The sequence below is a fragment of the Denitromonas ohlonensis genome (assembly GCF_007625205.1).
GTDB lineage: Bacteria > Pseudomonadota > Gammaproteobacteria > Burkholderiales > Rhodocyclaceae > Nitrogeniibacter > Nitrogeniibacter ohlonensis.
In genome coordinates, this window is sequence record NZ_VMNI01000008.1 from 1 (window position 1) to 25,254 (window position 25,254).

Consider the following 25,254-nt stretch of genomic DNA (forward strand, 5'->3'; position numbering starts at 1 on the left):
AACCGCCCCGTTCGGGGCGGATCATCGAGAGATATTTGCAGGGGAAGAGTCGAGCTAAATTGCCCGAGGGCCGGGCTCGTCCAACAAACGGTTCAGATCGTGGCTCGCTTCGCGATCACGATCTAACCTTAGTCGTTATGCGGCCCCCTCGCAAATCCGGTTCGGGCTGGGTTGTTGACGGCGGTCGAAAAGAACGCTTTTGTCGTTGGCGAGACGGTGGCCATGACGGTGTCAATGATGCAAGACGTCTATGGCTTGTCCAGCGATGTCATGAGCTTCAACTCAAGCGATTTTTCGGCGAACGGCTGGATGTTCGATCTGACCGGAACGTATGCCGGACAAGCAGTCTCGATGACATTCACCGGGGTGTTCGATCTCACGACAAACACAGGAGGCTATACCAGCGTCGGTAATGTTGGTGGGGACATTTGGGACGGCACGGGCTCATGGAGTTATGTCGATCTGGCTGCGGCTATTGACGGACTCAATTTCGACTCGGTCGCGTTCATCGATGGCATCGTGGACTGGATTACAGATCGGCACACAATTGCACCGAAAATCGAACATACTTTTGACGACGGAATCACTCGGCACACAATTTCGCAGGGTCAGTATAGAAAGACGCTGTTTGGCATCACGTTTGGGGACGTCGTTGATCAGACCGATGACAGCATCGGTCCAAGTGATGGAACCGGGCTGGCAACGGTGACAGTGTCCTTGACTCAGGACCAAATTTTCTTGGCGGGCACATTCGACCAGCTTGGCGGACAAATTGCCGGGCGTGTGCAGTTTGTTTCAGAGCCGACCAGCTTGTTTCTGCTCGGCATTGGATTTGGTGGATTGGTTTGGAGTGGGAGAATACGTACACGACGGCAAGCTATTGGCCTCAAACATGCGATAGATAGGCTTTCGTTGGCACGTCCGATAGCCCGCTTGGTTAGACTGAGTTCCTACTTCCTGGTCGTGCTCATTGCCGCACTCTTCGTCGGCGAGGCAAACGCCGGATTTATCAAGCTAGGAAACTTGGGCACTGCCAGCTGGAAGGAACCCAGCACGATCAAGATCTACATCCCGGCAGCACTTAATGACTCGGATCGAGAAAATTTCGAGAACGGCATTGATCAGATTCTGATCAGAATACCCAAGATCCAAGTCATGTATGTGGATGGTGAGCCTCCCGCCGATGTCACAAGCGGCATTATCGACGTGAGCATTATTCCGCCTCCGGGGACCAAGGTCGGTGGTAACGGCGGCGTCTCACCCGACGGCGCAATTTTCATCGAAGGCGAGGCCCATGGCGAGATCGAACGAGGTTTTATCGACCTCTACGCCAACACGCTGGATATCCCGAACGGCGACTACATCGCCAATGTTGCGGCTCATGAGTTTCTGCACGCACTCGGCCTCGACCACAACATGGGCGACGACGGCGTGCTGACCGAAACCGGCTTCGATGTCATGGAAGGTATTCGACCACTTTCCGCGACTGACCGGATGATGATTGGCATGCATTACATGGTCTCGGTCCCAGAACCGGCAACGTTACTGCTGCTCGCAAGCGCAGTTCTTGTGTTGGGAGTGCAACACAAGCTTCGGGTCAAACGCACGCGGAAGCCGGCAACCACCGGCCGGCCCAGTAGCGTCACCATTGCACCAGGGCGAATTTAAGCCTGCGCCGCGCCCTGCATCCAGTCGCATCCATACGCGGCCAACGACAGCGCCGCGCACCAGCCACCTGCCAACGACTGCGCGTGAATATCGTATTTCAACACCGCACCCATGAACACGAGTTGCGCTTGAGCATCCTCTCAAAACCGCCCTCGAAAATGCCACTCCCCCGGCATCACATCATTCACCACCGCCGCCCGCGTCGCGGCATCTACCCTTGCATCATCCGGATCATACAAGCCACACAACCGTAGCGCACGCCGCACATCAATCGTCTGACCCAGAAACTCGTACACCACCCGCGCGCAGCAGGGCATGCGTTCGCCGCTGCCGGAGACGCCGAGCTTGAGGCCGGTGAGGCGGGTGACGCGGTTCTTGAAGGAGGGGAAGAGGATCGTCTGCGTCATTTCCAGGCCGGTGAGCGATTCGTAGTCGGCGAGGAAGATGCGGTCGGTGAGGAAGTGGGCCATGCCGAGGTAGATGCCGTGGTAGGCCTTTTCGTGCGGGTGTTCGACGAGGCGTTCGGTGCGCTGGTAGTAGACGCGGCCGTCGCGTTGTTCCAGGCATACCAGGGTGCGCAGGATCTTGCCGGGGCAGGCCATCGAGCGGTAGGTCTCGAAGTAGTAGCCGAGGTATTTGTCGAGCCCGGCGGTGCCGATGGCCTTGAGGTGGGCGAGGTGTGGGGCTTCGGGTGCGGTGGGTTCGGGCGCGGGGGTGTGGCGCGGGCGCACTTGCACCAAGCGTTCGAACTGGGCGCTGGGCAGCAGGATCTCGTGTTCTTCGACGCCGAAGAATTCGCAGAAGCGCCGCAGGGTGTTGGCCGAGGGGCGGTAGCGACCGCTGAGGTAGCGGTTGAACTGGGGGCGGTTCACATTGAGCCGCCGGCACACTTCGGCAATGGATTTGTAGTAGCTGCACAGCAGGCGCAGGTTGCGCGCGAAATCATCGTGCATGGGGGGCTCCCGGGGTAGATACGTGCCCGTCATTGACTGCGTCTGGCGCAGTATGGCGCAGTTTGCGCGCCAATGCGCTACGTTTTGACCCACTCCGTCAAATTGTCGTGTGGCCCATCGCTTGTTGAAATGGGTTTGCCGTCCGGCATGAAAAACACAACAGCGGCTGCAGCCGCAGATGGAGACCTGCCATGCACACAACCCTAGTTTCTTTGCCCTTCACGACCGCCCGCCGACTGACCGTTTGCGGAGGGCCGCGTCATGCTTGATCTGCTCAACGACCTCCTGTGGGGCAAAGTGCTGATCGTGGTGCTGATCGGCCTCGGCCTGTGGTTCACCATCGGTTCGCGCTTCGTGCAGTTTCGCTATTTCGGCCGCATGTTCCGCATCCTCGGCGCGAACCAGGCTTTTTCGAAAGACCAGCACGGCCATCTGAGTTCGTTCCAGGCGCTGATGCTGTCGGTGGCCGGCCGCGTGGGCGGCGGCAACATTGCCGGCGTGGCGGTGGCGATCACGCTCGGCGGGCCGGGCGCGATCTTCTGGATGTGGGTGGTGGGCCTGATCGGCATGGCCACCAGCTACTTTGAATGCACGCTGGCGCAGGCCTACAAGAAGGCCGAGCCCGACGGCACCTACCGCGGCGGCCCGGCGCACTACATCGCCCGCGGCATGGGCGCCAAGTGGGGCTGGCTGGCAGCGCTGTATTCGGTGCTGCTGCTGATGACCTTCGGTTTTGGCTTCACGGCGTTGCAGTCGTATGCGGTGGCCACGTCGTTTGAAGACGCCTTCGGCATTCCGGTGCTGGCCACCGGCGCGGTGCTGGCGGTGGTGATCGGGGTGATCCTGTTCGGCGGCGTCAAGCGCATTGCCAAGGTGGCCGAGGTGCTGGTGCCGGTGATGGCGATCGGCTACCTGCTGATCGCGGTGGGGGTGATCGTGCTCAACCTGGAGCAGATCCCGGGCGTGATCGCGCTCATCGTAAAGAGCGCCTTCGGCCTGGAGCCGGCGATCGGCGGCGGCATCGGCGCGGCCATTTTGATGGGCGTGAAGCGCGGCCTGTTCTCCAACGAGGCCGGCCTGGGCAGCGCGCCCAACGTGGCGGCCGTGGCCTATGTGCCGCACCCGGCCAACCAGGGCATCGTGCAGGCGTTTTCGGTGTTTATCGACACGCTGATCCTGTGCTCCTGCACCGCCTTCATCATCCTGCTGGGCACGGTGTATGAGCCGGGCGCGGCCACCGACATCGGCGGCGTGGCGCTGACGCAGGCCTCGCTGGCCAGCCATGTGGGCGAGTGGGGGCGCGTCTTCGTGAGTATCGCGCTGATGCTGTTCGGTTTCACCACCATCATCTACAACTGCTACCTGGGCGAGAACAGTCTGAGCTACTTTAGCGATCAGAACCGCCCGCTGACCACGGCGTATCGCGTGGTGGCGATCGGACTGTGCGGCTGGGGCGCCACCACTGACCTGGGCACGGTGTTTGCCTTTGCCGACGTGACCATGGGCTTCCTCGCCCTGGCCAACCTGCTGGCGCTGGCAATGCTGTTCAAGCCGGGGCTGCGCATCATGCGCGACTACGACGAGCAGATTGCCGCGGGTATCGAAGAACCGGTGTTCGACGCCAAGCGCTTCGCCGATCTGGACATCGACCCCGAGGCCTGGGTGATCGAGCCCGAAGACCTCGCGCGCAACGCCAAGGCCCGCCTGCAACCGGCCTGAGCTTCACCCCTGACACCCCGGGGCCGCAGCGGCCCCGGGCCTTCTCCGACTTCACGGATCGAACCCCATGACAACCCGCATCGAACACGACCTGCTCGGCGACATGAGCCTGCCGGCCGACACTTGGTATGGCGTGCAGACCCAGCGCGCGGTCGACAACTTCGCCCTCACCGGCGTGCCGATCAGCCACTTTCCGCACTTCATCAACGCGCTGGCGATGGTCAAGGCCGCCGCGGCCAGCGCCAATCGCGACCTCGGCCTGCTCGCCCCGCACAAGGCGGCGGCCATCCTCTCGGCCTGCGAAGAGATCACCGACGGCCGGCTGCACGCCGCTTTTGTGGTCGACCTGATCCAGGGCGGCGCCGGCACCTCGACCAACATGAACGCCAACGAAGTCATCGCCAACCTGGCGCTGGAACAGCTCGGCCACCCCAAGGGCGCCTACGAGTACCTGCACCCCAACGACGATGTGAACAAGTCGCAGTCGACCAACGACGCCTACCCGACCGCGGTGTGTGTGGGCCTGCAACTGGCCACCGAGCCGCTGATCGCCGCCATCGCCAGCCTCAAGGCCGCGCTGGAAGCCAAAGGCCGCGAGTTTGCCGACGTACTGAAGATGGGCCGCACGCAGTTGCAGGACGCTGTGCCGATGACGCTCGGCCAGGAGTTCGACGCCTTTGCGGTCACGCTCGGCGAAGACATCGAGCGGCTCAACGATGTGTGCCGCCTGCTGTGCGAGGTGAACCTCGGCGGCACGGCCATCGGCACCGGCATCAACACCCACCCCGACTATGCCGCGCTGGCGGTGCGCTACCTGGCCGAGATCTCCGGCAAACCGATCGTGCCGGCGGCGAATCTGGTCGAGGCCACCTCCGACATGGGCGCCTTCGTGCTGTTCTCGGGCGTGCTCAAGCGCCTGGCGGTCAAGCTCTCCAAGATTGCCAACGACCTGCGCCTGCTCTCCAGCGGCCCGCGCACCGGTTTTGGCGAGATCCATCTGCCACCGATGCAGCCGGGCTCGTCGATCATGCCGGGCAAGGTCAATCCAGTGATCCCGGAGGCGGTCAACCAGGTGGCCTACCAGGTCATCGGCAACGATCTGGCCGTCACCATGGCGGCCGAAGCCGGCCAGCTGCAGCTCAACGCCATGGAGCCGCTGATCGTCTACAACCTGCTCAACTCGCTCAAGATGCTCGGCGCGGCCTGCCACATGTTCGAAACGCGCTGCATCCGCGGCATCCGCGCCGACCGCGAACAGTGCCAGGCGCATGTGGACCGCAGCATCGGCGTGATCACCGCGCTGGTGCCGCACATCGGCTACGCCAACGCCTCGCGCATCGCCGCGCAGGCGCTCCACAGCGGTGCCACGGTGCGCGAGCTGGTGATCGGCGAAGGTCTGCTCAGCGCCGCGCAGCTCGACCTGCTGCTCAGCCCGCAATCGATGCTCGCGCCGCAGCGCGCCGCCTGATGAACGCCCGCGTGCTGGTCCTCCACACCGGCGGCACCATCGGCATGACCGGCTCGCCCGACGGCCTGCGGCCGATGGCCGGCTTCGGCGAGGCGCTCGGCGCACGGTTGCAGGCGGCGAGCGCGCCGGCCTGCGACATCATCGAGCTGGCCCCGCTGATCGACAGCGCCAATCTGCAACCGGCGCACTGGCGCCGCATTGCCGAGGCGCTGGTCAGCCGCTGGGCGGACTACGCCGGCTTCGTGGTGCTGCACGGCACCGACACCATGGCCTGGAGCGCCTCGGCGCTGTCCTTCCTGCTGCGCGGCACCGACAAGCCGGTGATCTTCACCGGCGCGCAGATCCCGCTGCTGCTGCCGCGCAGCGACGCCGACGGCAACCTGCGCGCCGCGCTGGAGATCGCCGCCGGCGGCACGGTGCGCGAAGTCGGCCTGCTGTTCGGCCAGCGCCTGCTGCGCGGCAACCGCAGCCGCAAGCTGAAAAGCGTCGCCTTCGACGCCTTCGACTCACCCAACTGTCTGCCGCTGGCGGACATCGGCATCGACATCACCGTCCACCCCGAGCGCCTGCTGGCGCCGACCGAAAGGCGCTTCACGCTGCCGGACTTCGATCCCGAGGCGGTGGCGGTGCTGCCGATCTGGCCGGGGCTGCCGGCGCGGGTGGTCGACGCCCTGCTCCAACCCCCCGCCGTGCGCGGCCTGATCCTCGCCAGCTACGGCGTGGGCAACGTGCCCGACGGCGACGCCGCGCTGATCGACACGCTGGCGCGCGCCGTGGACCGCGGCGTGGTGGTGCTCAACACCAGCCAGTGCCCGGTCGGCCCGGTAGCCCAGGGCGCCTACGCCACCGGCGCGGTGCTCAACCGCATCGGCGTGGTGCCGGGCGGCGACATGACGCCCGAGGCCGCCTTTGCCAAGCTGCATGTGCTGCTCGCCGAGGGCGGCGACGCGGCGGCCGTGCGCGCGCAAATCGGCCGGCCGCTGTGCGGGGAGATGGCGTGAGGCGGGGCGCGGCCCAGGCCGGATGAATCCGGCCCTACAAAGGCCATCGACACGCGCGCGGTCGTAGGGCCGGATTCATCCGGCCAGATCGCGCGCGCCTACAGCACCACCGTCGCCAGCCCGAGAAAGGCAAAGAAACCGATCACATCGGTGACGGTGGTGAGAATCACCCCGCCGGCCAGCGCGGGGTCGATGCCCATGCGGTCGAGCACCAGGGGCACGATGAGACCGGCCAGGGCGGCGAACAGCAGGTTGATGAGGATGGCGGCGCCGATGACGCCGCCAATCTGCCAGTCGCCAAACCACACCACCGCCAGCCCGGCGACCACCACCGCCCACACCACACCATTGAGCGCAGCGATGCCCATCTCCTTGCTCAACAAGGCGCGCGCATTGCCGCCGGCCACCTGGCCGAGCGCCATGCCACGGATCACCAGGGTGAGCGTCTGGCTGCCGGCGATGCCGCCCATGCTGGCAACGATGGGCATGAGCACAGCGAGCGCAACAACGCGCTCCAGCGTGGTCTGAAACAGACCGATCACCCAGGCGGCGAGAAAGGCGGTGACGAGGTTGATGCCCAGCCACACGGCACGGCGCCGCGAACTGGTGAGCACGGGGGCGAAGATGTCGGCTTCTTGGTCGAGACCGGCCATGTTCATCATCGCGCGCTCGGAGCTTTCGCGGATCTGGTCGACCACGTCATCGACGGTGATCCGGCCGATCAGATTGTTGTGTTCGTCCACCACCGGGGCGGAGAGCAGGTCGAGATCCTGGAACAGGCGGGCGACTTCGTCGTCGGGCATGTCGACCGGAATGGCCGGGATCTCGGTGTCCATGATATCGGCCACCCGCCGCTCGGGCTGCACCGTCACCAAGGTGCTGAGGCGCAGCGCGCCCTGATAGACGCCTTTGCGGTCGGCCACCATCAGTTTGTCAGTCTGCACCGGCAGGGTCTTGAGCAGGCGCAGATAGCCAAGCACCGTTTGCACCTTGACGTCGGGGCGCACGGAGATGTGGTCGGTGTTCATCAAGCCGCCGGCAGAGTCCTCCGGGTAGGAGAGCATCGACACGAGTTTTTCGCGGTGGCGCTCGTCGGTGGCCTGCAGCAACTGGTGGCCGACCTCTTCGGGCAGCGCCTGGATCAAGTCGACCAGGTCATCGAGATCGAGCCGGCGCACCGCGACGACCAGATCCTCGGGGTCCATCTCCATCGCCAGCGCCGCGCAGCTCTCGTCGTGCAGATAGCTCAGCACCTTCCCGGCGCGGTCGGTCTCGACCATGCTCCAGGCGTCCACCCGCTCTTTGGGCGGCAAGGATTCAAGCAGCCCGGCGACCTTGGCCGGGTGCATGGCGTGCAGGATCTTGCCGACCCGCTTGAGCTTGCCCAGTGCCAGCGCTTCACGCACTTCGCGCATCTGGGTGCTGGCGTGATGCGCTTCGCTGGCTGCAGCCGCTTCCTCTTCGGTGGATATCGACTCGCCGGATTCGCTATGCAGTTGGCGCGCCAGCTCTGGCGTCAGGTGCGCGAGAATCCGCCCCTCATGCGCGGCGTCGACCTGCTGCCATACTGACAACCGCAGCGCGTCATCCAGGGTTTCGATCAGGCTGGCGATCTTGGCCGGATGCATGTGCCGCAGGCGCTTGCGCACCCGCTTGTACTTGCCCGTCTCGAGCGCATCGATGATCTGGGCGATCTCCGTGCGCACGCTGTCCATCGCCTGATCGGTCATACCGTCGCCTGTTATTCGCTAGATTTATCCATTGCGCCGGGATGGCGCAGCACGACATTGTGACACGTCAGGAAGACGAGGCCGACCATGCGCCACCCACCAAGGTGTGCCACGGCGCCACCACAAGTCGACATCGGGTCAGACCTTGCATTCCAACACACGCTGAAGCCGGCGCCCCCGGCCCCTCAGCCCGGCGCCACATGCTGACTGGCGCGATAGAAACCCAGCACCCGCGCCACATACTCACGGGTTTCCGGGTAGGGCGGCACACCGTCGTAGCGCACCACCGCGCCTTCGCCCGCGTTGTAAGCGGCCGCGGTGCGGGCGATATCGCCGTCGAATTTGTCGAGCAACCAGCGCAGGTAGGCCAGCCCACCGCGCACGTTCTGTTCCGGGTTGAAGGCATCGGCGACATCGAAGCGTCTGGCGGTTTCGGGAATGAGCTGCATCAGGCCCATGGCGTTCTTGGGCGAGTGCGCCTTGGGATCAAAGCCGGACTCGTTGCGCACGATGGCGAGCGCAAAACGCGGATCGACACCAAAGCGCGGCGCGAGGCGCTGCACCATCTGCGCATGCGAACGCCGACCGACCGGCAGCGCGGCGACATAGCGCTGGACTTCCTGACGCGAAATGACACGGCCGAGCGTCTTGATGACCGCGAGATCGAGCACTTGCTCGAAGCAGGCCGGGGTGTCGATGCGACCGGGCGCGCGCCCGGCCAGCCGCTTTTGCGCCGCCAGATGGCCGCGCTGCGCGGCAAACGAGAGCAAGGTGGTCGCTACCGTGGGGCCCACCCCTGGCCGCGGATGGGTCTGATAGAAGCGGCCGAGGCGATATTGCCCCTCGACGCTGCCGAGCCGCGCCGCCCAGCAATAGCGGGCTTCGGCACCGGCGGCGAAGCCAACCGCTTCGGCGGCAATGCCGTCGTCCAGCAGGCGAGCAACAACCGGCGCCTCCTCGGGGAAAAGGCTGCCCCCCTCGGCGCGCGCCGCGATCGGCATCAGCACCACGGCCAACACCGCGCACAACAGCACTCGAAGACTCAGTTTTGCCAGGACCATGGGAAACAAGCTACCTCAAACACACGGCGGTTTCCGTGACACCTGTAGTGACAACGTCCTCGTCGCGCCGCGACTTTAGCTCAGGCGACGCCCAGCCCATGCCGGCAACACGCTAGAATCGACGCCTCCCGTTTCTGCTGTTTTCGCGCTGATGCCGCCCAAGCCGTCGCTGTTCGAGATCCCCAGCCCCTTCATGACCGAGCCGGGCCGTGTGCTGCTGCTCGAACCCCCGACTGCCGATCCCGTCGCGCTCAGCGCCCAGCTGCTCGACGACCGCTACCCCCGGCCCTTCGTCGTCGATGACGGCGAGCACCTCACCCTGTATTTCACGCTGCGCCTGATCCAGAGCGCGATGCGTACGCGCTCGCCCAACGCCCTGGCCCTGCGTTACACCCAGCAGATGATGCTGTTCATGGTGTTCATGCCGCGGCCGCAACGCATGGCGCTGATTGGCCTGGGCGGCGGCTCGATCGTCAAGTTCTGCCGCCAGCACCTGCCCACGACGCACTTCACCGCCATCGAGCTCGACCCCGACGTGATCGCCCTGCGCGACACCTTCCGGGTGCCGCCAGACGATGCGCATCTGCAGATCCTTCAGACCGACGGCGCCGACTACCTGGCACATGCCGAGGCAGGCATCGACGTGCTGCTGGTCGATGCCTTCAACGCCACGGGCTACGCGCCCACGCTAGGCAACCGGGTGTTCTTTGAAAACGCGGCGGAGAAGCTCTCGGCGCGCGGCATGCTGGTCATCAACCTGGCCGGCGAGCCATCGCTCTACGGTGGGCTGATCGGCACGGCGCTCGACGTCTTCGATGACCGCGTGATCCTTCTTCCGATTCGCGACGACGGCAACCACCTGCTGTTCGCGTTCAACGATCGGGCCTTTCGCCCCGACTGGCGCCGGCTGCGCAAACTGGCGCTGCAATGGCAGGACCGCTGTCAGCTCGATTTTCCGGACTTTGTTGACCAGCTGGAACGCGCCGCCAAGCTGCGTCTGGCGCAGCGGGCGTTTCATCACGGCCACTGAGCGGCCAGATCCGCGCCATCAACGACACCGCGCCGGCCCTGTTCGACCGCACTCACCTCGGCACGCTGCGCGCCATTGATGGCACCTGCCGCCGGGCTCGTGAAGTACGTGATGCCATCGTCGTCTTCCGCATTGGCAGCATCGACCCGCCCGGTCCGGCTTCGGTTAACATTGCGCATCCCCTCTTCTCCGGAGCACGCTCCCATGGCCGGTTCGCCCGCCCTGCCCGACCACCGCCTGCGCACCCTCTGCGACCCCGCCAGCTTTCCTTTCGACACCACCGAGCAACTCACCGGCCTGCCCGACGCCACCGTGTCGCTCGGCCAGGGCCGGGCCGAAGAGGCGCTGCGCTTTGCGCTGGCCATGCACCAGCCCGGCTACCACGTGTTTGTGCTCGGCGCGCACGGCAGCGGCCGCCACGCCATCGTCAACCGCCTGCTCAAGGAGCACGCCGCCACCCGCGCCGTGCCGCCCGACCTGTGCTACCTGCACAACTTCGACGATCCGCAGCGCCCGCAGCTACTCAGCCTGCCGGCCGGACGCGGCGCGCAGCTGCGCACCGACATGCAGACCCTGATCCGCGAACTCGGCCCGGCGATTGACGACGCGCTCGACAGCGAGACGCATGAAGGCCGCGTGTCGGCCCTGCAAGAAGCGCACAAGGCGCGCGAGGAAGGCGCGCTACGCGAACTGGGCGAGCAATGCCATGCCGACGGGCTGGCTTTTTTGCGCACCGCCGAGGGCTTCGTGTTTGCACCGACGGTCGATGGCGAACCGATGACGCCGGAGATATTCGAAGCCCAACCCAAGGACGCACAGGCCGCCGTCGAAAAGAAGGTCGGCGACTGGAGCGACCGCCTGGCCGACCTGCTCGACGACTTCCCCAGCTGGCGTCAGGAGCTGCGCGACGCCATCGACCGCGCCGAACGCGAAGTGCTCGGCCCCGCCGTGGCGCTGCTGCTGCGCCCGCTGCGCGAGAAATACGCCGACCTGCCGCAGGTGCTGGCCTTCTTCGACGCCATCCGCAAGGACCTGCTCGACTCCGGCGCCAACTGGATCAGCCCCGGCGAGGAAGAAGAAGACACCCCCGCCGAAGACGGCAGCCGCTTCCACCGCTACCAGATCAAATTGCTGGTCGACCACACCGCCACCGAAGGCGCGCCGGTGGTGCACGAAACCAACGCCGGCTTCGGCAACCTCATCGGCCGCATCGAGCATGTGACCCAGATGGGCAACGTGGTCACCCATTACAACCTGATCCGCGCCGGTGCCCTGCACCGCGCCAGCGGCGGTTATCTGATCCTCGACGCCGACCGCATGTTCGCCCAGCCCTATGCCTGGGAAGGCCTCAAGCGCGCGCTACGCAGCGGCGAGATCCGCATCGAGCCGCCCGCCGAGGCGCAGAGCTGGTCGGGCACGCTGAGCCTGGAGCCCGAGCCCGCGCCCTGTGCGCTCAAGGTGGTGATGATCGGCGACCGCGACACCTTCTACCTGCTCACCGACCACGACCCCGAGTTTGGCGAGCTGTTCAAGGTGGCCGCCGATTTTGACGACGACCTGCCGCGCACGCCCGACAACGAACAACGCTACGCCCGCCTGCTCACCACCCTGGCACGCAACGCCCAGCTGCTACCGCTGGACCGCGGCGCCATGGCACGGCTGGTGGAGGAAGGTGCCCGGCTGGCCGAAGCCGCCGACCGCCTGACCCTGCACACCCGCCTGATCTCCGACATCATGCGCGAGGCCGACCACTTTGCCCGCGGCGAGACGGCGCCGGCGATTGGCAGGGCGCACATCGACACCGCACTCGCCGCCAGCGCCCGACGCATGGCGCGCTACCCCGAGCAGGTGCGCCAGTCGATCATCGAGGGCACCACGCTGATCTCCACCTCCGGCGAGCGCGCCGGCCAGGTCAATGGCCTGGTGGTGGTATCGCTGGCCGGCCAGCACTTCGGCCATCCGGTGCGCATCACCGCCACCGCCCGCGTCGGCGAAGGCGACGTGGTCGACATCGAACGCGAAACCGATCTGGGCGGCGCGATCCACTCCAAGGGCGTGCTGATCCTCACCGCCTTTCTGGCCGCGCGCTACGCTCGCCACCAGCCGCTGTCACTCACCGCCAGCCTGGTGTTCGAGCAGTCCTACGCCCCGGTGGAGGGCGACTCGGCCTCGCTGGGCGAACTTTGCGCGCTGCTGTCGGCGCTGGCGCAGGTGCCCATCCGGCAGAATCTCGCGGTCACCGGCTCGGTGAACCAGTTTGGCGAGGTGCAGGCGATTGGCGGGGTGAACGAAAAGATCGAAGGCTATTTTGACCTGTGCCTCGCGCAGGGCCTGACCGGCGATCAAGGCGTGGTGATCCCCGCACCCAACGTGCGCCACCTGATGCTGCGCGAAGACGTGGTGGCCGCCGCCCGCGAAGGGCGCTTCCATGTGCACGCGGTGACCACCGTCGACCAGGCCATGCAGATCCTCACCGGCCTGGCCGCCGGCGCCCCCGACAGCAAAGGCGCCATGCCGCGCAACAGCATCAACTACAAAGTCGCCGCCGCCCTGGCCGACATGGCCGCCCGCCGACATGCCAGCCCGGACGAGAACAGCCGTATCTCGCGTCATCGCGGGCGCGGCGTAGCACGTCAGCGGGACACCCCGGCCGGCGATTGAGGCTGATTCCCGTAGGGTGGGCGGCTTGCCGCCCACCCGATCCGGCCGACACCTTCGTGCCCGTCTGCCGACGTGTCCGGCACCGACGGTGGGCAGTCGAGTAGGTTGGGTTGAGCGTAGCGAGCCCAACAGGTAAGGCCCCAGGGCGCCGCGTTGTTGCGTTGGGCTTCGCGTTGCTCAACCCAACCTACGCCCGCTTGCCCGTTTGTTGCCGCATCCGGCACCGATGGTGAGCAGCTCGCTGCCCACCCTACAGCCCGAACCACGCAGGACGCCGCCTTGGCCGACATGCCAGCCCGGATGAGAACAGCCGTATCTCGCGTCATCGCGGGCGCGGCGTAGCACGTCAGCGGGACACCCCGGTCGGCGATTGAGGCTGATTCCCGTAGGGTGGGCGGCTTGCCGCCCACCAAATCCGGCCGATACCTTCGTGCCCGTCTGCCGACGTGTCCGGCACCGACGGTGGGCAGTCGAGTAGGTTGGGTTGAGCGTAGCGAAGCCCAACAGGTAAGGCCCCAAGGCGCCGCGTTGTTGCGTTGGGCTTCGCGTTGCTCAACCCAACCTACGCCCGCTTGCCCGTTTGTTGCCGCGTCCGACACCTATGGTGGGCAGCGAGCTGCCCACCCTCCGACGGAACTGCCGCCCGGTAGGGCGGATAAGCCACAGGCGCATCCGCCATCGGTGCCGCTTCGGGGCGTTGGTCGGCGGATGCGCTTCGCTTATCCGCCCTACGGGGTGGGCGGCTTGGCCATGGCCTGCTTGAACAGCCCGTTGAGCAGATCGCCCGGCACCGGGAAGATCACCGTCGAGGTGCGATCCCCGGCCACCTGGGTGAGCGTCTGCAGGTAGCGTAGCTGCATGGCGGCCGGTTCGATAGCGAGCATCTGGGCGGCTTCGAGCAAAGCGACCGCGGCCTGCTTTTCGCCTTCGGCATGGATCACCTTGGCGCGGCGTTCGCGCTCGGCTTCGGCCTGGCGGGCGATGGCGCGGATCATTGATTCATCGATGTCCACATGCTTGATCTCGACGTTGGCCACCTTGATGCCCCAGGCGTCGGTCTGCGCATCGAGAATCTTCTGCACATCGAGGTTGAGGCGGTCGCGCTCGGTGAGCATCTCGTCGAGCTCATGCTTGCCGAGCACCGCGCGCAAGGTCGTCTGCGCCAGCTGGCCGGTGGCCATCAGGAAATTCTCGACCGCGATGATCGCCTTTTGCGGATCGACCACCCGGAAATAGACCACCGCGTTGACCTTGACCGACACGTTGTCACGCGAGATCACGTCCTGGCTGGGCACATCCATGGTCACCACTCGCAGGTCCACCCGCACCATTTGCTGGATGCCGGGGATCAGGATGATCAGGCCCGGCCCTTTCACACTGGTGAAGCGCCCGAGCGTGAACACCACGCCGCGCTCGTACTCGCGCAGGATCTTGATCGACGCCGCCAGCAGGGCGACGAGCAGGATGAGGACCGGCGCGATGCCGGTGAAGGTATCGAAGCTCATGAGGGACTCCCTGAATCGATAGGTTCGACGGACAGCACCAGCCCGTCAATGGCGGTAATACGAATGCGCTGACCGGCGCTCAGGGGCTGGCCGCTGCGGACCTGCCACTGCTCGCCATCGACATGCGCCCAGGCCTCGGCGCCGTCGATGGCCGTGACTTCACCGACCCGGCCAAGCAACTGCCCGGCACCGCTGGCGAGCGGCCGGCCGCGGCTCTTGAGAAACAGCGTGCCGGCCAGAAAGATCAGCCCGGCAGCAGCCACTGCCGTGCCCACAATAAAGGGCAGCGACACGGCAAAGCCCGGCGCTTCCTTGTCGATCAGGAACAGCCCACCGAGCACCATCGCCGCAATGCCGCCAATGCCGAGCACGCCAAAGCTGGGCAGAAACACTTCCGCCGTCATCAACACCAGTCCCAAGGCCACCAGCCCGACGCCCGCCCAGTTGATGGGCAGCATCTGGAAGGCATACATGGCCAGCAGCAGGCAGATCGCGCCGGCCACGCCGGGCACGCCAAAGCCGGGGCTGGTGAATTCCACAAACAAACCGTAGAAGCCGATCATCATCAGCACCAGCGCGAGCTGCGGGTTGGCCAGCACGGCCAGCGCCTGGTGGCGCCAGTCCGGCACTTGGGTGTCGATGGCGGCGCCAGCGGTTTGCAGCGCGCGCTTGCCGCTCGGCAGCGTCACCTCGCGGCCGTCGATCTGTTTGAGCAGATCGGGCACATCGGCAGCGATCACATCGATCACCCCCTCGCGCAGCGCCGCCTCGGCCGACAGGCTGGCCGCCTCGCGCACCGCCTTTTCGGCGAACTCCACATTGCGCCCACGCAACTCGGCCAGGCTGCGGATGTAGGCGGTGGCGTCGTTGGTGGCCTTGCGGGCCAGGGTGTCAGCGCCCAGCGAGGGGGTGAGGCCGTCGGCTTTGCCCGCCGGCTCGGCCGGATCGGTGGCGGCGTCGCCGGGTTTGGGCGTCGGTTTGGTGCCCCCCGGCATGCCCACCGCCACCGGCGAGGCGGCGCCCAGGTTGGTGGCGGGCGTCATCGCGGCGAGATGGCTGGCGTAGAGAATGAAGGTGCCGGCACTGGCGGCGCGCGCGCCCTCGGGGCTCACATAGGTGATGACAGGCACCGGCGAGGCGAGAATCGCCTTGATGATCTGGCGCATCGAGGTGTCCAGCCCGCCGGGGGTGTCGAGGGCGATGACCACCGCCTCCACCTCGCCCACATCCGCCAGACCTTGCAGGATGAAGTCCGCCGAGGCCGGGCCGATCACGCCGTCGACCTGCAGCACGCGCACCGTCGCGGCCTGCGCCGACATCACGCCAAACAGCGCCAGCATCATCAACATGTGGCGCAGGGCCATCCAGAACCTTGCGGTGTCGCATCGGATCATCGTGTCCTCCCAAGGTCGCGCCAGACATCGCGCGGCACACTCACTCAGAGGCCATCGGCGCCGCCAAGTTCCGCCGGGTCTTGCCGACACATTTGCTTACCACCCGGTTTAACCCCAAAACGCCGACGGCTTCGTTTCATGGACATCACCCCGCCCAACAGGACACCGACCATGCAACGCACTGCCACCCCCCTCATCCTCTGCCTCATCCTGAGCGCCTGCGCCCCCAATGGCCGCGCGCCCATGGCCGACGCCACCGGCCAGGCCGTGCCGCCAGCCGCCCCCGAGGCCCCCGCCAAAGTCGGCCGCAGCGTCGATGCCATCAATGAGCTTCACCCCGAACACGACGCCCCCATGGTCAGTGCCCCCGCTGTGGCCGCCGCCCCGCGCGAGCGCGCCATGGAATCGCTGGCCATGAAAGGCGAGGCCAAGCGGATGCACGCCATGCCCCACCCCCTGCCGAGCATCGCCCCGCCGCAGCCGGTCGACCGCGAGCGCTATCAAGACATAGCCACCAACCCCGTGCATCAGGTGGCGACCGCCCCGGTGTCGACCTTCAGCATCGATGTGGACACCGGCAGCTGGTCGAACCTGCGCCGTTTTCTCAACGAAGGCCGCCTGCCGCCGAGCGACGCCGTGCGCGTCGAGGAGTGCATCAACTACTTTCCCTACGACGACGCCCCGCCCACCGGCAACACGCCCTTCGCCGTGCATACCGAGCTGGCCCAATCGCCATGGAACCCCGAGCGCCTGCTGATGCGCGTCGCCCTCAAGGGGCAGGATGTCGCCAAGCAGACCCTGCCGCCAGCCAACCTCGTCTTCCTCGTCGACGTCTCCGGCTCGATGCGCTCGGCCAACAAGCTGCCGCTGCTCAAGAGCTCGCTCAAGCTGCTGGTGCAGCAGTTGCGCCCGCAGGACCGCATCTCGCTGGTGACCTACGCCGGCGCCTCGGGCCTCGCCCTGCCGGCCACGTCGGGCAGTGACAAGGCCACCATCCTCGCCGCCATCGATGCGCTCAATGCCGGCGGCAGCACGGCCGGTGCCAGCGGCATCGAGCTGGCCTACCAGACCGCGCAGGCTGGCTTCGTGCCAGGCGGCATCAACCGCATCCTGCTCGCCACCGATGGCGACTTCAACGTCGGCCAGACCAACTTCGAACAGCTCAAGGCGCGCGTCGAGCAACTGCGCGCCACTGGCGTACAACTCACCACGCTCGGCTTCGGCACCGGCAACTACAACGAGCAACTCATGGAGCAGATGGCCGACGCCGGCAACGGCGCCTACGCCTATATCGACACGCTGATGGAAGGCCACAAGGTGCTGGTCAACGAGATGAGCAGCACGCTCGCCACCATCGCCAAGGACGTGAAAATCCAGGTCGAGTTCAACCCGGCGGCGGTCAGCGAATACCGCCTGATCGGCTACGAAAACCGCATGCTCCGCCGCGAAGACTTCAACAACGATAAGATCGACGCCGGCGAGATCGGCGCCGGCCACTCGGTGACCGCGCTGTATGAACTCACCCCGGTCGGCCAGCGCGGCCTGATCGACCCGCTGCGCTATGGCAGCGACCCGCGCCCGGCCACCGCCACCGTCGCCCGCAGCGCCGAACTCGCCCATGTGCGCCTGCGCTACAAGCAACCCCACGCCAGCACCAGCCAGCTCATCGAGCACCCGGTGCGCCGCGAAGCCGCCCGCCCCATCGCCACCACCAGCGACAACTTCCGCTTCGCCAGCGCCATCGCCGGCTTTGGCCAGATCCTGCGTGGCGGCAGCTACACCGGCCAGTGGTCCATCGCCGATGCCCGCGCCCTCGCGGCGGGCGCCCTCGGCACCGATCAATTCGGGTATCGTGGCGAAGCGCTGCGGCTGATGGACCTGGCCGCCGCGCTCAGCCCTCAGCCGCCCCAAGCCACCGCCCCGCTCGAATGACCGACACGCCGCCGCTCGCCACCTTGCCCGATGAAGACCTGATGCTATTGGTCGCCCGCGGCATCGTGCGCGAGCCGGCGGCGGAGTTGTTCAACCGCCACAACCGCGCCTTGTTCAACTACCTCGCCTGGCTGGCACAAGGCAATCTTGGCGAAGCCGAAGACATCGCGCAAAGCACCTGGATCCGGGTGCTTTCGCGCTGTGGCGACTACACCCCGACGGCGGCCTTTCGCACCTTTCTGTTCCAGATCGCCCGCAACCTCTGGCTCGACGCGCGCGGCAGCGCCTGGCAGCGCCACAGCGCACCCGAAGACGCCGCCCCCGAAGCCAGCGACGACGGCGACCTCTCGCCCGACACCGTCCTCGCCCTGCAGCAAGACAGCCAGCGGGTGCACACCGCCCTGCTCACCCTGCCCGCCCAGCAACGCGAAGCCGTCGCCCTGCGCTTTTTTGCCGACATGAGCGTGGACGACATCGCCGCCACCGTCGGCGTCGGTTTCGAGACCATCAAGAGCCGCCTGCGCTACGCCTTCCGCCATCTGCGCACCGAGCTGGAGCGCGCCCCATGAGCCGCGCCGAAGACCGCTTCATCGCCGGCGACGGCCCGCTCGCCGCGCTGATCCGCGCGCAGCCCGTGTTCGAAGCGCCACCGCGCCTGCTCGAGCACATCCTCGCCGCGCTGGACGCGCCGCCCGCCCAGGCCGGCTTCGAGCCACCCGCCGCGCTGTTCGACGCCATCATGGCCGAAGCCGAGCGCATCGATACCGCCCAGGCCCCCCGCCGCGACGCCCTGCTCGCCGAACTCGCCGCCGGCAAAAAGGCGAGTGACGCCCTCGGCGCCGAAGTCAGCCCCGCCACCGCCGCCTGGCTCGCCCGGCAACACCCCACGCCGGTCGCCGCGCCACGCACGCACCGCCGACGCTGGCCCTGGCTCGCCGGCATCAGCACCGCCCTCACCGCCGCGCTCGCCGTCAGCGTCGCCCTGCGCATGGTGCAAGAGCCCGCCGCGCCGCCGCCGATGCCGGCGCAGATACACGCCCCCGCACCCGTCGAATCACGCGCCGAGGCATCGGCCGAGCTGGCCGCCGAACCCATGGCCAGCGCCACCGGCGCCGCCAACGACAGCCTCGCCTTCGCGCCCAAACCGCAGCTCGCCGAGCGCCTCGGCAAGGCCGAAGCCGCCCCCGCCAGGATCGCCCGTGCCCGCCAAAAAGACACGCTGGAACGCGAAGCCAAACGCACCGCCCCCCGGCCCGCCGCCCCCGCAGCGATGATGGCCGACGCCGCACCGGCCGCGTCCGCGCCGCCTGCCATGGCCATGAAAGCCGCACCCCGCGCCCGCGCCATGGAAGCCGCACCGGCTGCCAGTTCGCCGCCCCGCGCTGAACCTATCCAAGAAGCCGCCCCGCCCTCGCCGGCGCTCGCCCCGCCACCCCCGGCCGGCGCACCGCCAATGATGGCCAAAGCCCTGCGCAGCGCCCCCGCCATTGGCGCCCCCATGCGTGCCGAAGCTGACGAAGCCATCGCGGCCGACGCCGCCGTCGAGCCGATCGACGCGCCGCTCGACATCACCCCCACGGCGCTCGCCGCACGCCTGACAGCCCTGCCGCCGACCGACTGGACACTCACCGTCGCCGCCACCGACGAAGCCGCCGGCAACGCACTCCACGCCGCCCTCATCGCCGAACTCAACACCGCCGGCCGCACCGACACGGTCGCCCTCGTCGTTGGGCCGATCACCCCCGGATGGCTGCGGATCGCTCCTGCGGAGTGAACGGTCAGCGGGCGATGGTGGGCGGCAAGCCACCCTACGTGGCGTGTCTTTGGGCCATCCTGCCGTAGGGTGGCCAGCCCGCAGCCCATCAGCTTCGGAGCGCATCCCAAGGCCCCACTGCCGCGCTGCCGACCGAACTCGAATCGGAAAAAGCCGCCGGCCCGCGCTACGCATGGACCGCCACACCGGCCGGCGGGAATGAAGCATGTGTTGATCGGCTTCCGACTGGTGCGGGACACCACACCGCAGCGCCTTAGCGCGGAATGAGGTAGGCGGGAAATCTGCGATGTGCCGTCAAGACCAGATGGTGGCAACAGCCATCAGGCGGCACCCTGGTGCCAGGGACGGTAAGGTGAGAAACCCCCGTCCCCGGTCGTGTCAGTGGTTCGGGATTCACATGGCGAGGGGATGCCCCCTCGCTTCGAGGCATCCAGAACCGTCAGTCCAGATACAGTGCGATCAGCTTGCTGTTCCAGACAGCCTCCTGGCTGGTCTGGCCCTGCCACTTTTGCTGTTCCTGCTTGAGGAATACCAGTGCGTCCGGTGAGTTGATGTCGCCAATGGCCTTCAGGGCGACGGCCCTGTCCTGCCACAGTTTGCCGGACTGATACAGTGCCTTCAGCTCATCCAGCACAACCTCGCCACCGAGCATGCCCATGCCGGAAATCGCTGCCAAACGAATGTATTCAGCCTCTGACGCGCTGAACTCGCGCAACGCGGCCAGGGCCCTGGGGTTGTTGGAGAAGCCCAACTCGTAGACCTGCTGGTATGCCAGATCCTCGTCGCCCGCATTGCCCGCATTGCCGCGCACGCTATCGATCAGCGCATCCACCTGCTCGTCGGCAAGACGGTTCTTGAATAGCGCCAGATTGACCTTCGCAGCCACTTCCTTGACGAGCAGCTCCTGCGGCTGGTTGATTGTCGCCTCGACCAAACGGGACTCGACCACCGTCCAGACGGGTACCTTCGCACGCTTGATCATCGCGGCGATGCGGTGATTCGTTCCGTTTTCGATCAGGTTGAGCTTGACCATGGCGATCATCACCAGGGGGGAGAACCCGTTGTTTCGGTGAGATATCGATTCATAGCTCAGCAATTGAATCTGATCATCGGCCGTTCCGTTAAGGTCGACCGGCAACTCGCGGGCCTTGAGCTCACGGCTCAGCGCATCCGTAAAGAACTTCGGTGTGTCGATGTCTTTCTTTTCCTGCTGGAACTTGTAGGCCAGAACGGGCCCGTTGGCCTGCACCTGCCCGGCCGGAATCTGGTGGCTGAACGCAAGCGACCTGGGCTGGTCCTGGTCAGCAGAGACGTACGCGTGCTGCGACGGCTCTGGCGTATCCACGTCAACGGCAAATGTGATCGGAAGCTGGGTTGCACACCCTTGCAGCAGACCGGCGACGAGAACGATTGCGCCGAGCCCGTTGAGTTGTAGAAAGCGCATGATCTAGTGAATCCTTTCCTGATATTCAAATGGTGCGCAAGAGTATCAAGAAAGAATTTCTGGCGCATTGATATCGGGTAAGCAACACTGCCACGAAAACGCCGTAGAACCGAGCCATGGATGTCGGCTCCAGCCAAGAGACAGCCAACACCTGTTGCGCCGCGCCGCCGGCTGCTCCGGCTGTGCCATAGGGTGAATATCTCGCTGCCCACTGGCGTCGGAGCACATCCCAGATCCCCACTGAATACACCCCAGCCAACCAAACTCGAATCGGATAGAGCCACCCGCGGCTCCGACGGCCGCGCCGCCATGGCCGACCGGCGCATCAGGATGGACTTCAATGAGAACGGCGGGCTCGGCCTGCTTCACGACGCGCCAGTGATGTAGCTCCGCCAAGCACCCGACTCACCGACCGACGACCTCACCCGCCATCGCGTTCATCCGCTCAAGCCGCGCCAACCACACCAGCGCCCCAAGGCTGATCAGCACCACCGGAAAGACGATCGCGTTCACCGTGCCCCAACCCCAGGCGTTGAGCAGTTGCCCGGAGGCGAAGGAGGCGAAGGCGACGGTGCCGAAGAGGATGAAGTCGTTGGCGCCCTGGGCTTTGCCCTTTTCTTCGGGCCGGTAGGTTTCAGTGACCATGGCGGTGGCGCCGATGAAACCGAAGTTCCAGCCGATACCGAGCAGAATCAGTGCGCCCCAGAAGTGCGCGAGTTCGACACCCATCAGGGCGACCACGGCGCAGGCGATGAGGATGAGCAAGCCGGTGGCGACGATGCGCGGTTTGCCGAAGCGGGCGATCAGGCTGCCGGTGAAGAAGCTGGGGCCGAACATGGCCAGCACATGCCACTGGATGCCGAGGGTCGATTCGTCGGCGGTGAAGCCGCAGCCGATCATCGCCAGCGGCGCGGCGGTCATGACCAGGCTCATCAGCGCGTAGGCGGCCGTGCCGCACAGCACGGCGACGCCGAAGCGCGGCTGGCGGATGATCTCGCCGAGCGGCCGCCCGGTGTCGGCCGCCACGCCGGCCACGGGCGGCACCGGCACCGAAGGCGCCAGAAACAGCATCACCAGCAGCGACGCGCCCAACAGCGCGATGCCGCTCAGGAAGGCGCCGGCGAAGGGCACGGGCAGCAGCCAGTCCTTGGTCAGGATGACCGCTTGCGGGCCGAGCACGGCCGCCGCGATGCCGCCGACCAGCACCCAGGAAATCGCTTTGGCCTTGAAGTCGGCCATGCCGCGGTCGGCCGCGGCGAAACGATATTGCTGCACGAAGGCGCCGGACAGGCCGTTGATCAGCAGCGCGAGGCAAAACAGCCAGAACGAGTGTGCCACCAGCGCCCACGCCGCAAAGCCCAAGCCGGCCATGCCAATCAGCGCGCCGGCCATGAAACCGCGTTTGCGCCCGACGGCGCGCATCAGCATCGCCGCCGGCAAGGCGCCGAGCGCCACGCCGAGGGTGTAGGCGGTGACCGGGGCGGTGGCGAGTGATTTGTCGGGGCCGAGCAGAAAGCTGCCGGCGAGGCCGCCCAGCGCGATGTTGATCGGCCCCGCCGAGCCGCCAAAGGCCTGGCAGGCGGCGTACAGCATCGCATTGCGCCGGGCGATGGCGTTTTCTTCGTCGGCGTTGGGCGCGGTGGTGGTGCGTGACATGGACAGGCTCGAAAAGACCGATGCCGCCATGATGACGGACGATGCACCCCGGCGCCCAGAGACGCAGCGAATCCAATGCTCGACAATCTGTCCGCACCAGCGCCGCGAACCCGTGCCATGCAAAACACTTACGACGTTGGCGTTGGCCATGTCGCGTGCGACAATGCGACACACTTTTTTACCGGGCACCCCCCGGCTGACAGACACCGCACAGACGGTGCGTCAGACAGAGAGACCCCACATGCCACACCCCCACACCGCCCGCAGCGCGCTGCTGCGGCTCAAGTTCAACCTTGTCCTGATCGCCATTTTTGTGATCAGCCTCGTCGGCGCGGGCGTTTATTACTATCGCTTCCTCGAGCAAAGCGCCTTCGACGAGGTGCACTACGACTCGCAGGTGATGATGGAGACCGCGCTGGCCATCCGCGCTTACACCACCGACCATATCAAGCCACACCTCGACCCGCTCAACGCCGACCAGTTTTTGCCGCAAACGGTGCCCGCCTTCGCGGCGGTCGAAACCCTGCGCCGCCTGTCCAACCGCTACCCCGGCTATGAATACCGCGAAGCCGCGCTCGACGCCACCAACCCGCGCGACCGCGCCAACGCCTGGGAAGCCGACCTGATCGAACAACTCGCCGCGGCGCACAAGAAGTCGCCCCGCGATGCGGTCGAGCTGTCCGGCGTCCACGGCAGCGGCATTGCCCGAACGCTCTACGTCGCCCGCCCCATCACCCTCACCGACCCGAGCTGCCTGAGCTGCCACGGCAACCCCGCGCTGGCACCCGAGAGCATGGTCAAGGTCTACGGCAAGGAAGGCGGTTACGGATGGAAGCTGGGGCAGACCATTGGCATGCAGATCGTGCAGGTGCCCATGCTCTACCCGCTCGAAAAAGCGCGCACCACCTTCAACAGCTTCATGGTGTCGCTGGTCGTCATCTTCGGACTGATGTTTCTCGGCCTCAACCTGGCGCTGTCGACCATGGTCATCGAACCCATGGCGCGGCTCAACCGTCGGCTCGAAGAACTCGCCACCACCGACTTTCTCACCGATCTGGTCAACCGCCGCCGCTTCTTCGAACGGCTGGCCTCCGAAATGGCCGAGGCCCGCGTGCACAACACCAGCCTGTCGGTGGTGATGTTCGACCTCGACTTCTTCAAGCGCATCAACGACACCTTCGGCCACGACAGCGGCGACCACGTGCTCAAGCACACCGCCGTGCGTGTGCGCGAGTTGCTGCGCAGCTCCGATTGCGCCGCCCGCTTCGGCGGCGAGGAGTTCATGATCTTGCTACGCGAAACGCCCATCGACGCCGCCATGGCCGTGGCCGAAGCCTTGCGCGCCAAGATCGCCGACGTGCCCTTCGAGGTTGTCGGCACCGTCAGCGCCAGCTTCGGCGTCGCCACCTGGAACCACCACGAAAACGCCCACGCCCTCATCAACCGCGCCGACCGGGCGCTGTATCAGGCCAAGAACCGCGGCCGAAACACGGTCGTACGGGCGACGGACACACCGGTGCGGCGGGTGTTGGTGTCGGAGGATGGCGGGGGGATTTGAAGCGTGGCTTTCGCGACGGGCACGCCGGGGCATGCTGCAGCACGACGCGGCGTCCGCCAACCGACAGACACGCAGCGTGCGTCGCGGCGACCCGGCCTCGATGCATCAAAATACATCACTCAACGTCCCGAACCTGCCCCGGTGCGCACCGCATCAGAGAAGCGGCACGTCGATCCGGCCCTCAGTGTCACGCCGGCCATCGCCCAAGGATTCGCTTTCCACGAATTACATGTCATTTGATGCTATGTTTAAAAGCGATTTCAAATGCAGCACTGTTCGCACGCCGGCTCGACAGGCGTTTCGATTCTGTTGGCGCAACGCCTGTCGGTTGAGGATGATTCTGCCAACCCGGAGATGACCGTGACCGAATCGCTCTATCCACCGTCCAGCGGCGCCATCGCCCGCAAACGTAAGGCATTGGCCCCCGGGCCGCTCGAAGCCTTCAAGGCCTTCAGCGAACAAGTGTTCGCCCCCGGAGCGCTGGATCGGAAAACCAAGGAACTGATTGCAGTCGCTGCCGCGCACATCACGCAATGCCCCTATTGCATCCATGGCCACACCGCTTCGGCGCTGAAGCACGGCGCGAGCGAAGAAGAAATCATGGAGGCCATCTGGGTAGCGTCAGAGATGCGCGCCGGGGCCGCTTATGCGCATTCGGCCCTCGCCATCGACACCATGGACAAGGCGCAACGCTGAGCCG

Annotated in this window: 19 protein-coding genes; 11 read left to right on the forward strand and 8 right to left on the reverse strand. The window is 66.2% G+C overall.

Annotated features, from left to right (window positions below; translation table 11 throughout):
- Window positions 1-174: 174 nt before the first annotated feature.
- A complete protein-coding gene (locus FHP89_RS09835; RefSeq protein ID WP_144175610.1) occupies window positions 175-1,668 on the forward strand; it encodes a PEP-CTERM sorting domain-containing protein in 1,494 nt (497 codons plus the stop codon).
- A 140-nt stretch (window positions 1,669-1,808) separates the two neighbouring features.
- On the opposite strand, the gene FHP89_RS09840 is transcribed toward FHP89_RS09835, so the two are convergent.
- Window positions 1,809-2,621 carry a helix-turn-helix domain-containing protein gene (locus FHP89_RS09840; protein ID WP_144175612.1) on the reverse strand — a complete coding sequence of 271 codons (813 nt, stop codon included), beginning with the start codon at window positions 2,619-2,621 and terminating at the stop codon, window positions 1,809-1,811.
- A gap of 261 nt (window positions 2,622-2,882) precedes the next feature.
- On the opposite strand from FHP89_RS09840, the gene FHP89_RS09845 reads away from it, so the two are divergent.
- From FHP89_RS09845 to FHP89_RS09855, 3 genes are all read left to right on the forward strand, one after another.
- A complete protein-coding gene (locus FHP89_RS09845) occupies window positions 2,883-4,340 on the forward strand; it encodes an alanine/glycine:cation symporter family protein (RefSeq protein WP_144175614.1) in 1,458 nt (485 codons plus the stop codon).
- A gap of 67 nt (window positions 4,341-4,407) precedes the next feature.
- Entirely contained in the window at window positions 4,408-5,808 is a 1,401-nt protein-coding gene (locus tag FHP89_RS09850; protein WP_144175616.1) for an aspartate ammonia-lyase, read from the forward strand.
- A complete protein-coding gene (locus FHP89_RS09855) occupies window positions 5,808-6,809 on the forward strand; it encodes an asparaginase (RefSeq protein WP_144175618.1) in 1,002 nt (333 codons plus the stop codon). Before FHP89_RS09850 ends, FHP89_RS09855 begins: the two co-directional genes overlap by 1 nt.
- A 98-nt stretch (window positions 6,810-6,907) precedes the next feature.
- On the opposite strand, the gene mgtE is transcribed toward FHP89_RS09855, so the two are convergent.
- Complete coding sequence (gene mgtE / locus FHP89_RS09860; RefSeq protein ID WP_186300233.1) at window positions 6,908-8,539, reverse strand: magnesium transporter; 1,632 nt, start codon at window positions 8,537-8,539, stop codon at window positions 6,908-6,910.
- Window positions 8,540-8,724: 185 nt separating this feature from the next.
- A complete protein-coding gene (locus tag FHP89_RS09865) occupies window positions 8,725-9,600 on the reverse strand; it encodes a lytic transglycosylase domain-containing protein (protein ID WP_260851551.1) in 876 nt (291 codons plus the stop codon).
- A gap of 151 nt (window positions 9,601-9,751) precedes the next feature.
- Here FHP89_RS09865 and FHP89_RS09870 point away from each other — a divergent pair, with 151 nt between their 5' ends.
- On the forward strand, window positions 9,752-10,630 hold the full coding sequence (locus tag FHP89_RS09870) for a spermine/spermidine synthase domain-containing protein (RefSeq protein ID WP_144175620.1): 879 nt from the start codon (window positions 9,752-9,754) through the stop codon (window positions 10,628-10,630).
- Here FHP89_RS09870 and FHP89_RS09875 read toward each other — a convergent pair.
- The gene (locus FHP89_RS09875; protein WP_144175622.1) at window positions 10,618-10,809 is read right to left on the reverse strand and encodes a hypothetical protein; all 192 of its coding nucleotides are present in this window, start codon (window positions 10,807-10,809) and stop codon (window positions 10,618-10,620) included. The two genes, FHP89_RS09870 and FHP89_RS09875, sit on opposite strands and share 13 nt — an antisense overlap.
- A 25-nt stretch (window positions 10,810-10,834) precedes the next feature.
- Here FHP89_RS09875 and FHP89_RS09880 point away from each other — a divergent pair, with 25 nt between their 5' ends.
- Window positions 10,835-13,291 carry a Lon protease family protein gene (locus FHP89_RS09880; RefSeq protein WP_144175624.1) on the forward strand — a complete coding sequence of 819 codons (2,457 nt, stop codon included), beginning with the start codon at window positions 10,835-10,837 and terminating at the stop codon, window positions 13,289-13,291.
- A gap of 728 nt (window positions 13,292-14,019) precedes the next feature.
- Here FHP89_RS09880 and FHP89_RS09885 read toward each other — a convergent pair.
- Window positions 14,020-14,796, reverse strand: a complete 777-nt coding sequence (locus FHP89_RS09885; protein ID WP_144175626.1) for a slipin family protein — start codon at window positions 14,794-14,796, stop codon at window positions 14,020-14,022.
- On the reverse strand, window positions 14,793-16,190 hold the full coding sequence (locus tag FHP89_RS09890) for an NfeD family protein (RefSeq protein ID WP_144175628.1): 1,398 nt from the start codon (window positions 16,188-16,190) through the stop codon (window positions 14,793-14,795). The genes FHP89_RS09885 and FHP89_RS09890 overlap by 4 nt, the downstream gene beginning before the upstream one ends.
- A gap of 171 nt (window positions 16,191-16,361) precedes the next feature.
- Here FHP89_RS09890 and FHP89_RS09895 point away from each other — a divergent pair, with 171 nt between their 5' ends.
- From FHP89_RS09895 to FHP89_RS09905, 3 genes are read left to right on the forward strand one after another with little or no spacing between them, the layout of a single operon-like run.
- The gene (locus tag FHP89_RS09895) at window positions 16,362-18,122 is read left to right on the forward strand and encodes a vWA domain-containing protein (protein WP_144175630.1); all 1,761 of its coding nucleotides are present in this window, start codon (window positions 16,362-16,364) and stop codon (window positions 18,120-18,122) included.
- Complete coding sequence (locus FHP89_RS09900; protein ID WP_144175632.1) at window positions 18,119-18,691, forward strand: sigma-70 family RNA polymerase sigma factor; 573 nt, start codon at window positions 18,119-18,121, stop codon at window positions 18,689-18,691. The genes FHP89_RS09895 and FHP89_RS09900 overlap by 4 nt, the downstream gene beginning before the upstream one ends.
- A complete protein-coding gene (locus tag FHP89_RS09905; protein WP_144175634.1) occupies window positions 18,688-19,896 on the forward strand; it encodes a hypothetical protein in 1,209 nt (402 codons plus the stop codon). The genes FHP89_RS09900 and FHP89_RS09905 overlap by 4 nt, the downstream gene beginning before the upstream one ends.
- 439 nt (window positions 19,897-20,335) lie before the next feature.
- Here the strand turns inward: FHP89_RS09905 and FHP89_RS09910 are convergent, their stop codons facing one another.
- Window positions 20,336-21,340, reverse strand: coding sequence for a HEAT repeat domain-containing protein (locus tag FHP89_RS09910; RefSeq protein ID WP_144175636.1), 1,005 nt, complete (start codon window positions 21,338-21,340; stop codon window positions 20,336-20,338).
- Between the two features lie 405 nt (window positions 21,341-21,745).
- Window positions 21,746-22,996 carry an MFS transporter gene (locus tag FHP89_RS09915; RefSeq protein WP_144175638.1) on the reverse strand — a complete coding sequence of 417 codons (1,251 nt, stop codon included), beginning with the start codon at window positions 22,994-22,996 and terminating at the stop codon, window positions 21,746-21,748.
- Window positions 22,997-23,237: 241 nt separating this feature from the next.
- Here FHP89_RS09915 and FHP89_RS09920 point away from each other — a divergent pair, with 241 nt between their 5' ends.
- Window positions 23,238-24,554, forward strand: coding sequence for a sensor domain-containing diguanylate cyclase (locus FHP89_RS09920; RefSeq protein WP_144175640.1), 1,317 nt, complete (start codon window positions 23,238-23,240; stop codon window positions 24,552-24,554).
- Between the two features lie 360 nt (window positions 24,555-24,914).
- Window positions 24,915-25,250, forward strand: a complete 336-nt coding sequence (locus tag FHP89_RS09925; RefSeq protein WP_144175642.1) for a carboxymuconolactone decarboxylase family protein — start codon at window positions 24,915-24,917, stop codon at window positions 25,248-25,250.
- Window positions 25,251-25,254: the final 4 nt, after the last annotated feature.

Bases quoted from the DNA above. Each gene is read 5' to 3' on its own strand.
- FHP89_RS09840 (WP_144175612.1), bottom strand. From the start codon at position 2,621: ATGCACGATGATTTCGCGCGCAACCTGCGCCTGCTGTGCAGCTACTAC.
- FHP89_RS09845 (WP_144175614.1), top strand. From the start codon at position 2,883: ATGCTTGATCTGCTCAACGACCTCCTGTGGGGCAAAGTGCTGATCGTG.
- FHP89_RS09850 (WP_144175616.1), top strand. From the start codon at position 4,408: ATGACAACCCGCATCGAACACGACCTGCTCGGCGACATGAGCCTGCCG.
- FHP89_RS09855 (WP_144175618.1), top strand. From the start codon at position 5,808: ATGAACGCCCGCGTGCTGGTCCTCCACACCGGCGGCACCATCGGCATG.
- mgtE (WP_186300233.1), bottom strand. From the start codon at position 8,539: ATGACCGATCAGGCGATGGACAGCGTGCGCACGGAGATCGCCCAGATC.
- FHP89_RS09865 (WP_260851551.1), bottom strand. From the start codon at position 9,600: ATGGTCCTGGCAAAACTGAGTCTTCGAGTGCTGTTGTGCGCGGTGTTG.
- FHP89_RS09870 (WP_144175620.1), top strand. From the start codon at position 9,752: ATGCCGCCCAAGCCGTCGCTGTTCGAGATCCCCAGCCCCTTCATGACC.
- FHP89_RS09875 (WP_144175622.1), bottom strand. From the start codon at position 10,809: ATGCGCAATGTTAACCGAAGCCGGACCGGGCGGGTCGATGCTGCCAAT.
- FHP89_RS09880 (WP_144175624.1), top strand. From the start codon at position 10,835: ATGGCCGGTTCGCCCGCCCTGCCCGACCACCGCCTGCGCACCCTCTGC.
- FHP89_RS09885 (WP_144175626.1), bottom strand. From the start codon at position 14,796: ATGAGCTTCGATACCTTCACCGGCATCGCGCCGGTCCTCATCCTGCTC.
- FHP89_RS09890 (WP_144175628.1), bottom strand. From the start codon at position 16,190: ATGATCCGATGCGACACCGCAAGGTTCTGGATGGCCCTGCGCCACATG.
- FHP89_RS09895 (WP_144175630.1), top strand. From the start codon at position 16,362: ATGCAACGCACTGCCACCCCCCTCATCCTCTGCCTCATCCTGAGCGCC.
- FHP89_RS09900 (WP_144175632.1), top strand. From the start codon at position 18,119: ATGACCGACACGCCGCCGCTCGCCACCTTGCCCGATGAAGACCTGATG.
- FHP89_RS09905 (WP_144175634.1), top strand. From the start codon at position 18,688: ATGAGCCGCGCCGAAGACCGCTTCATCGCCGGCGACGGCCCGCTCGCC.
- FHP89_RS09910 (WP_144175636.1), bottom strand. From the start codon at position 21,340: ATGCGCTTTCTACAACTCAACGGGCTCGGCGCAATCGTTCTCGTCGCC.
- FHP89_RS09915 (WP_144175638.1), bottom strand. From the start codon at position 22,996: ATGTCACGCACCACCACCGCGCCCAACGCCGACGAAGAAAACGCCATC.
- FHP89_RS09920 (WP_144175640.1), top strand. From the start codon at position 23,238: ATGCCACACCCCCACACCGCCCGCAGCGCGCTGCTGCGGCTCAAGTTC.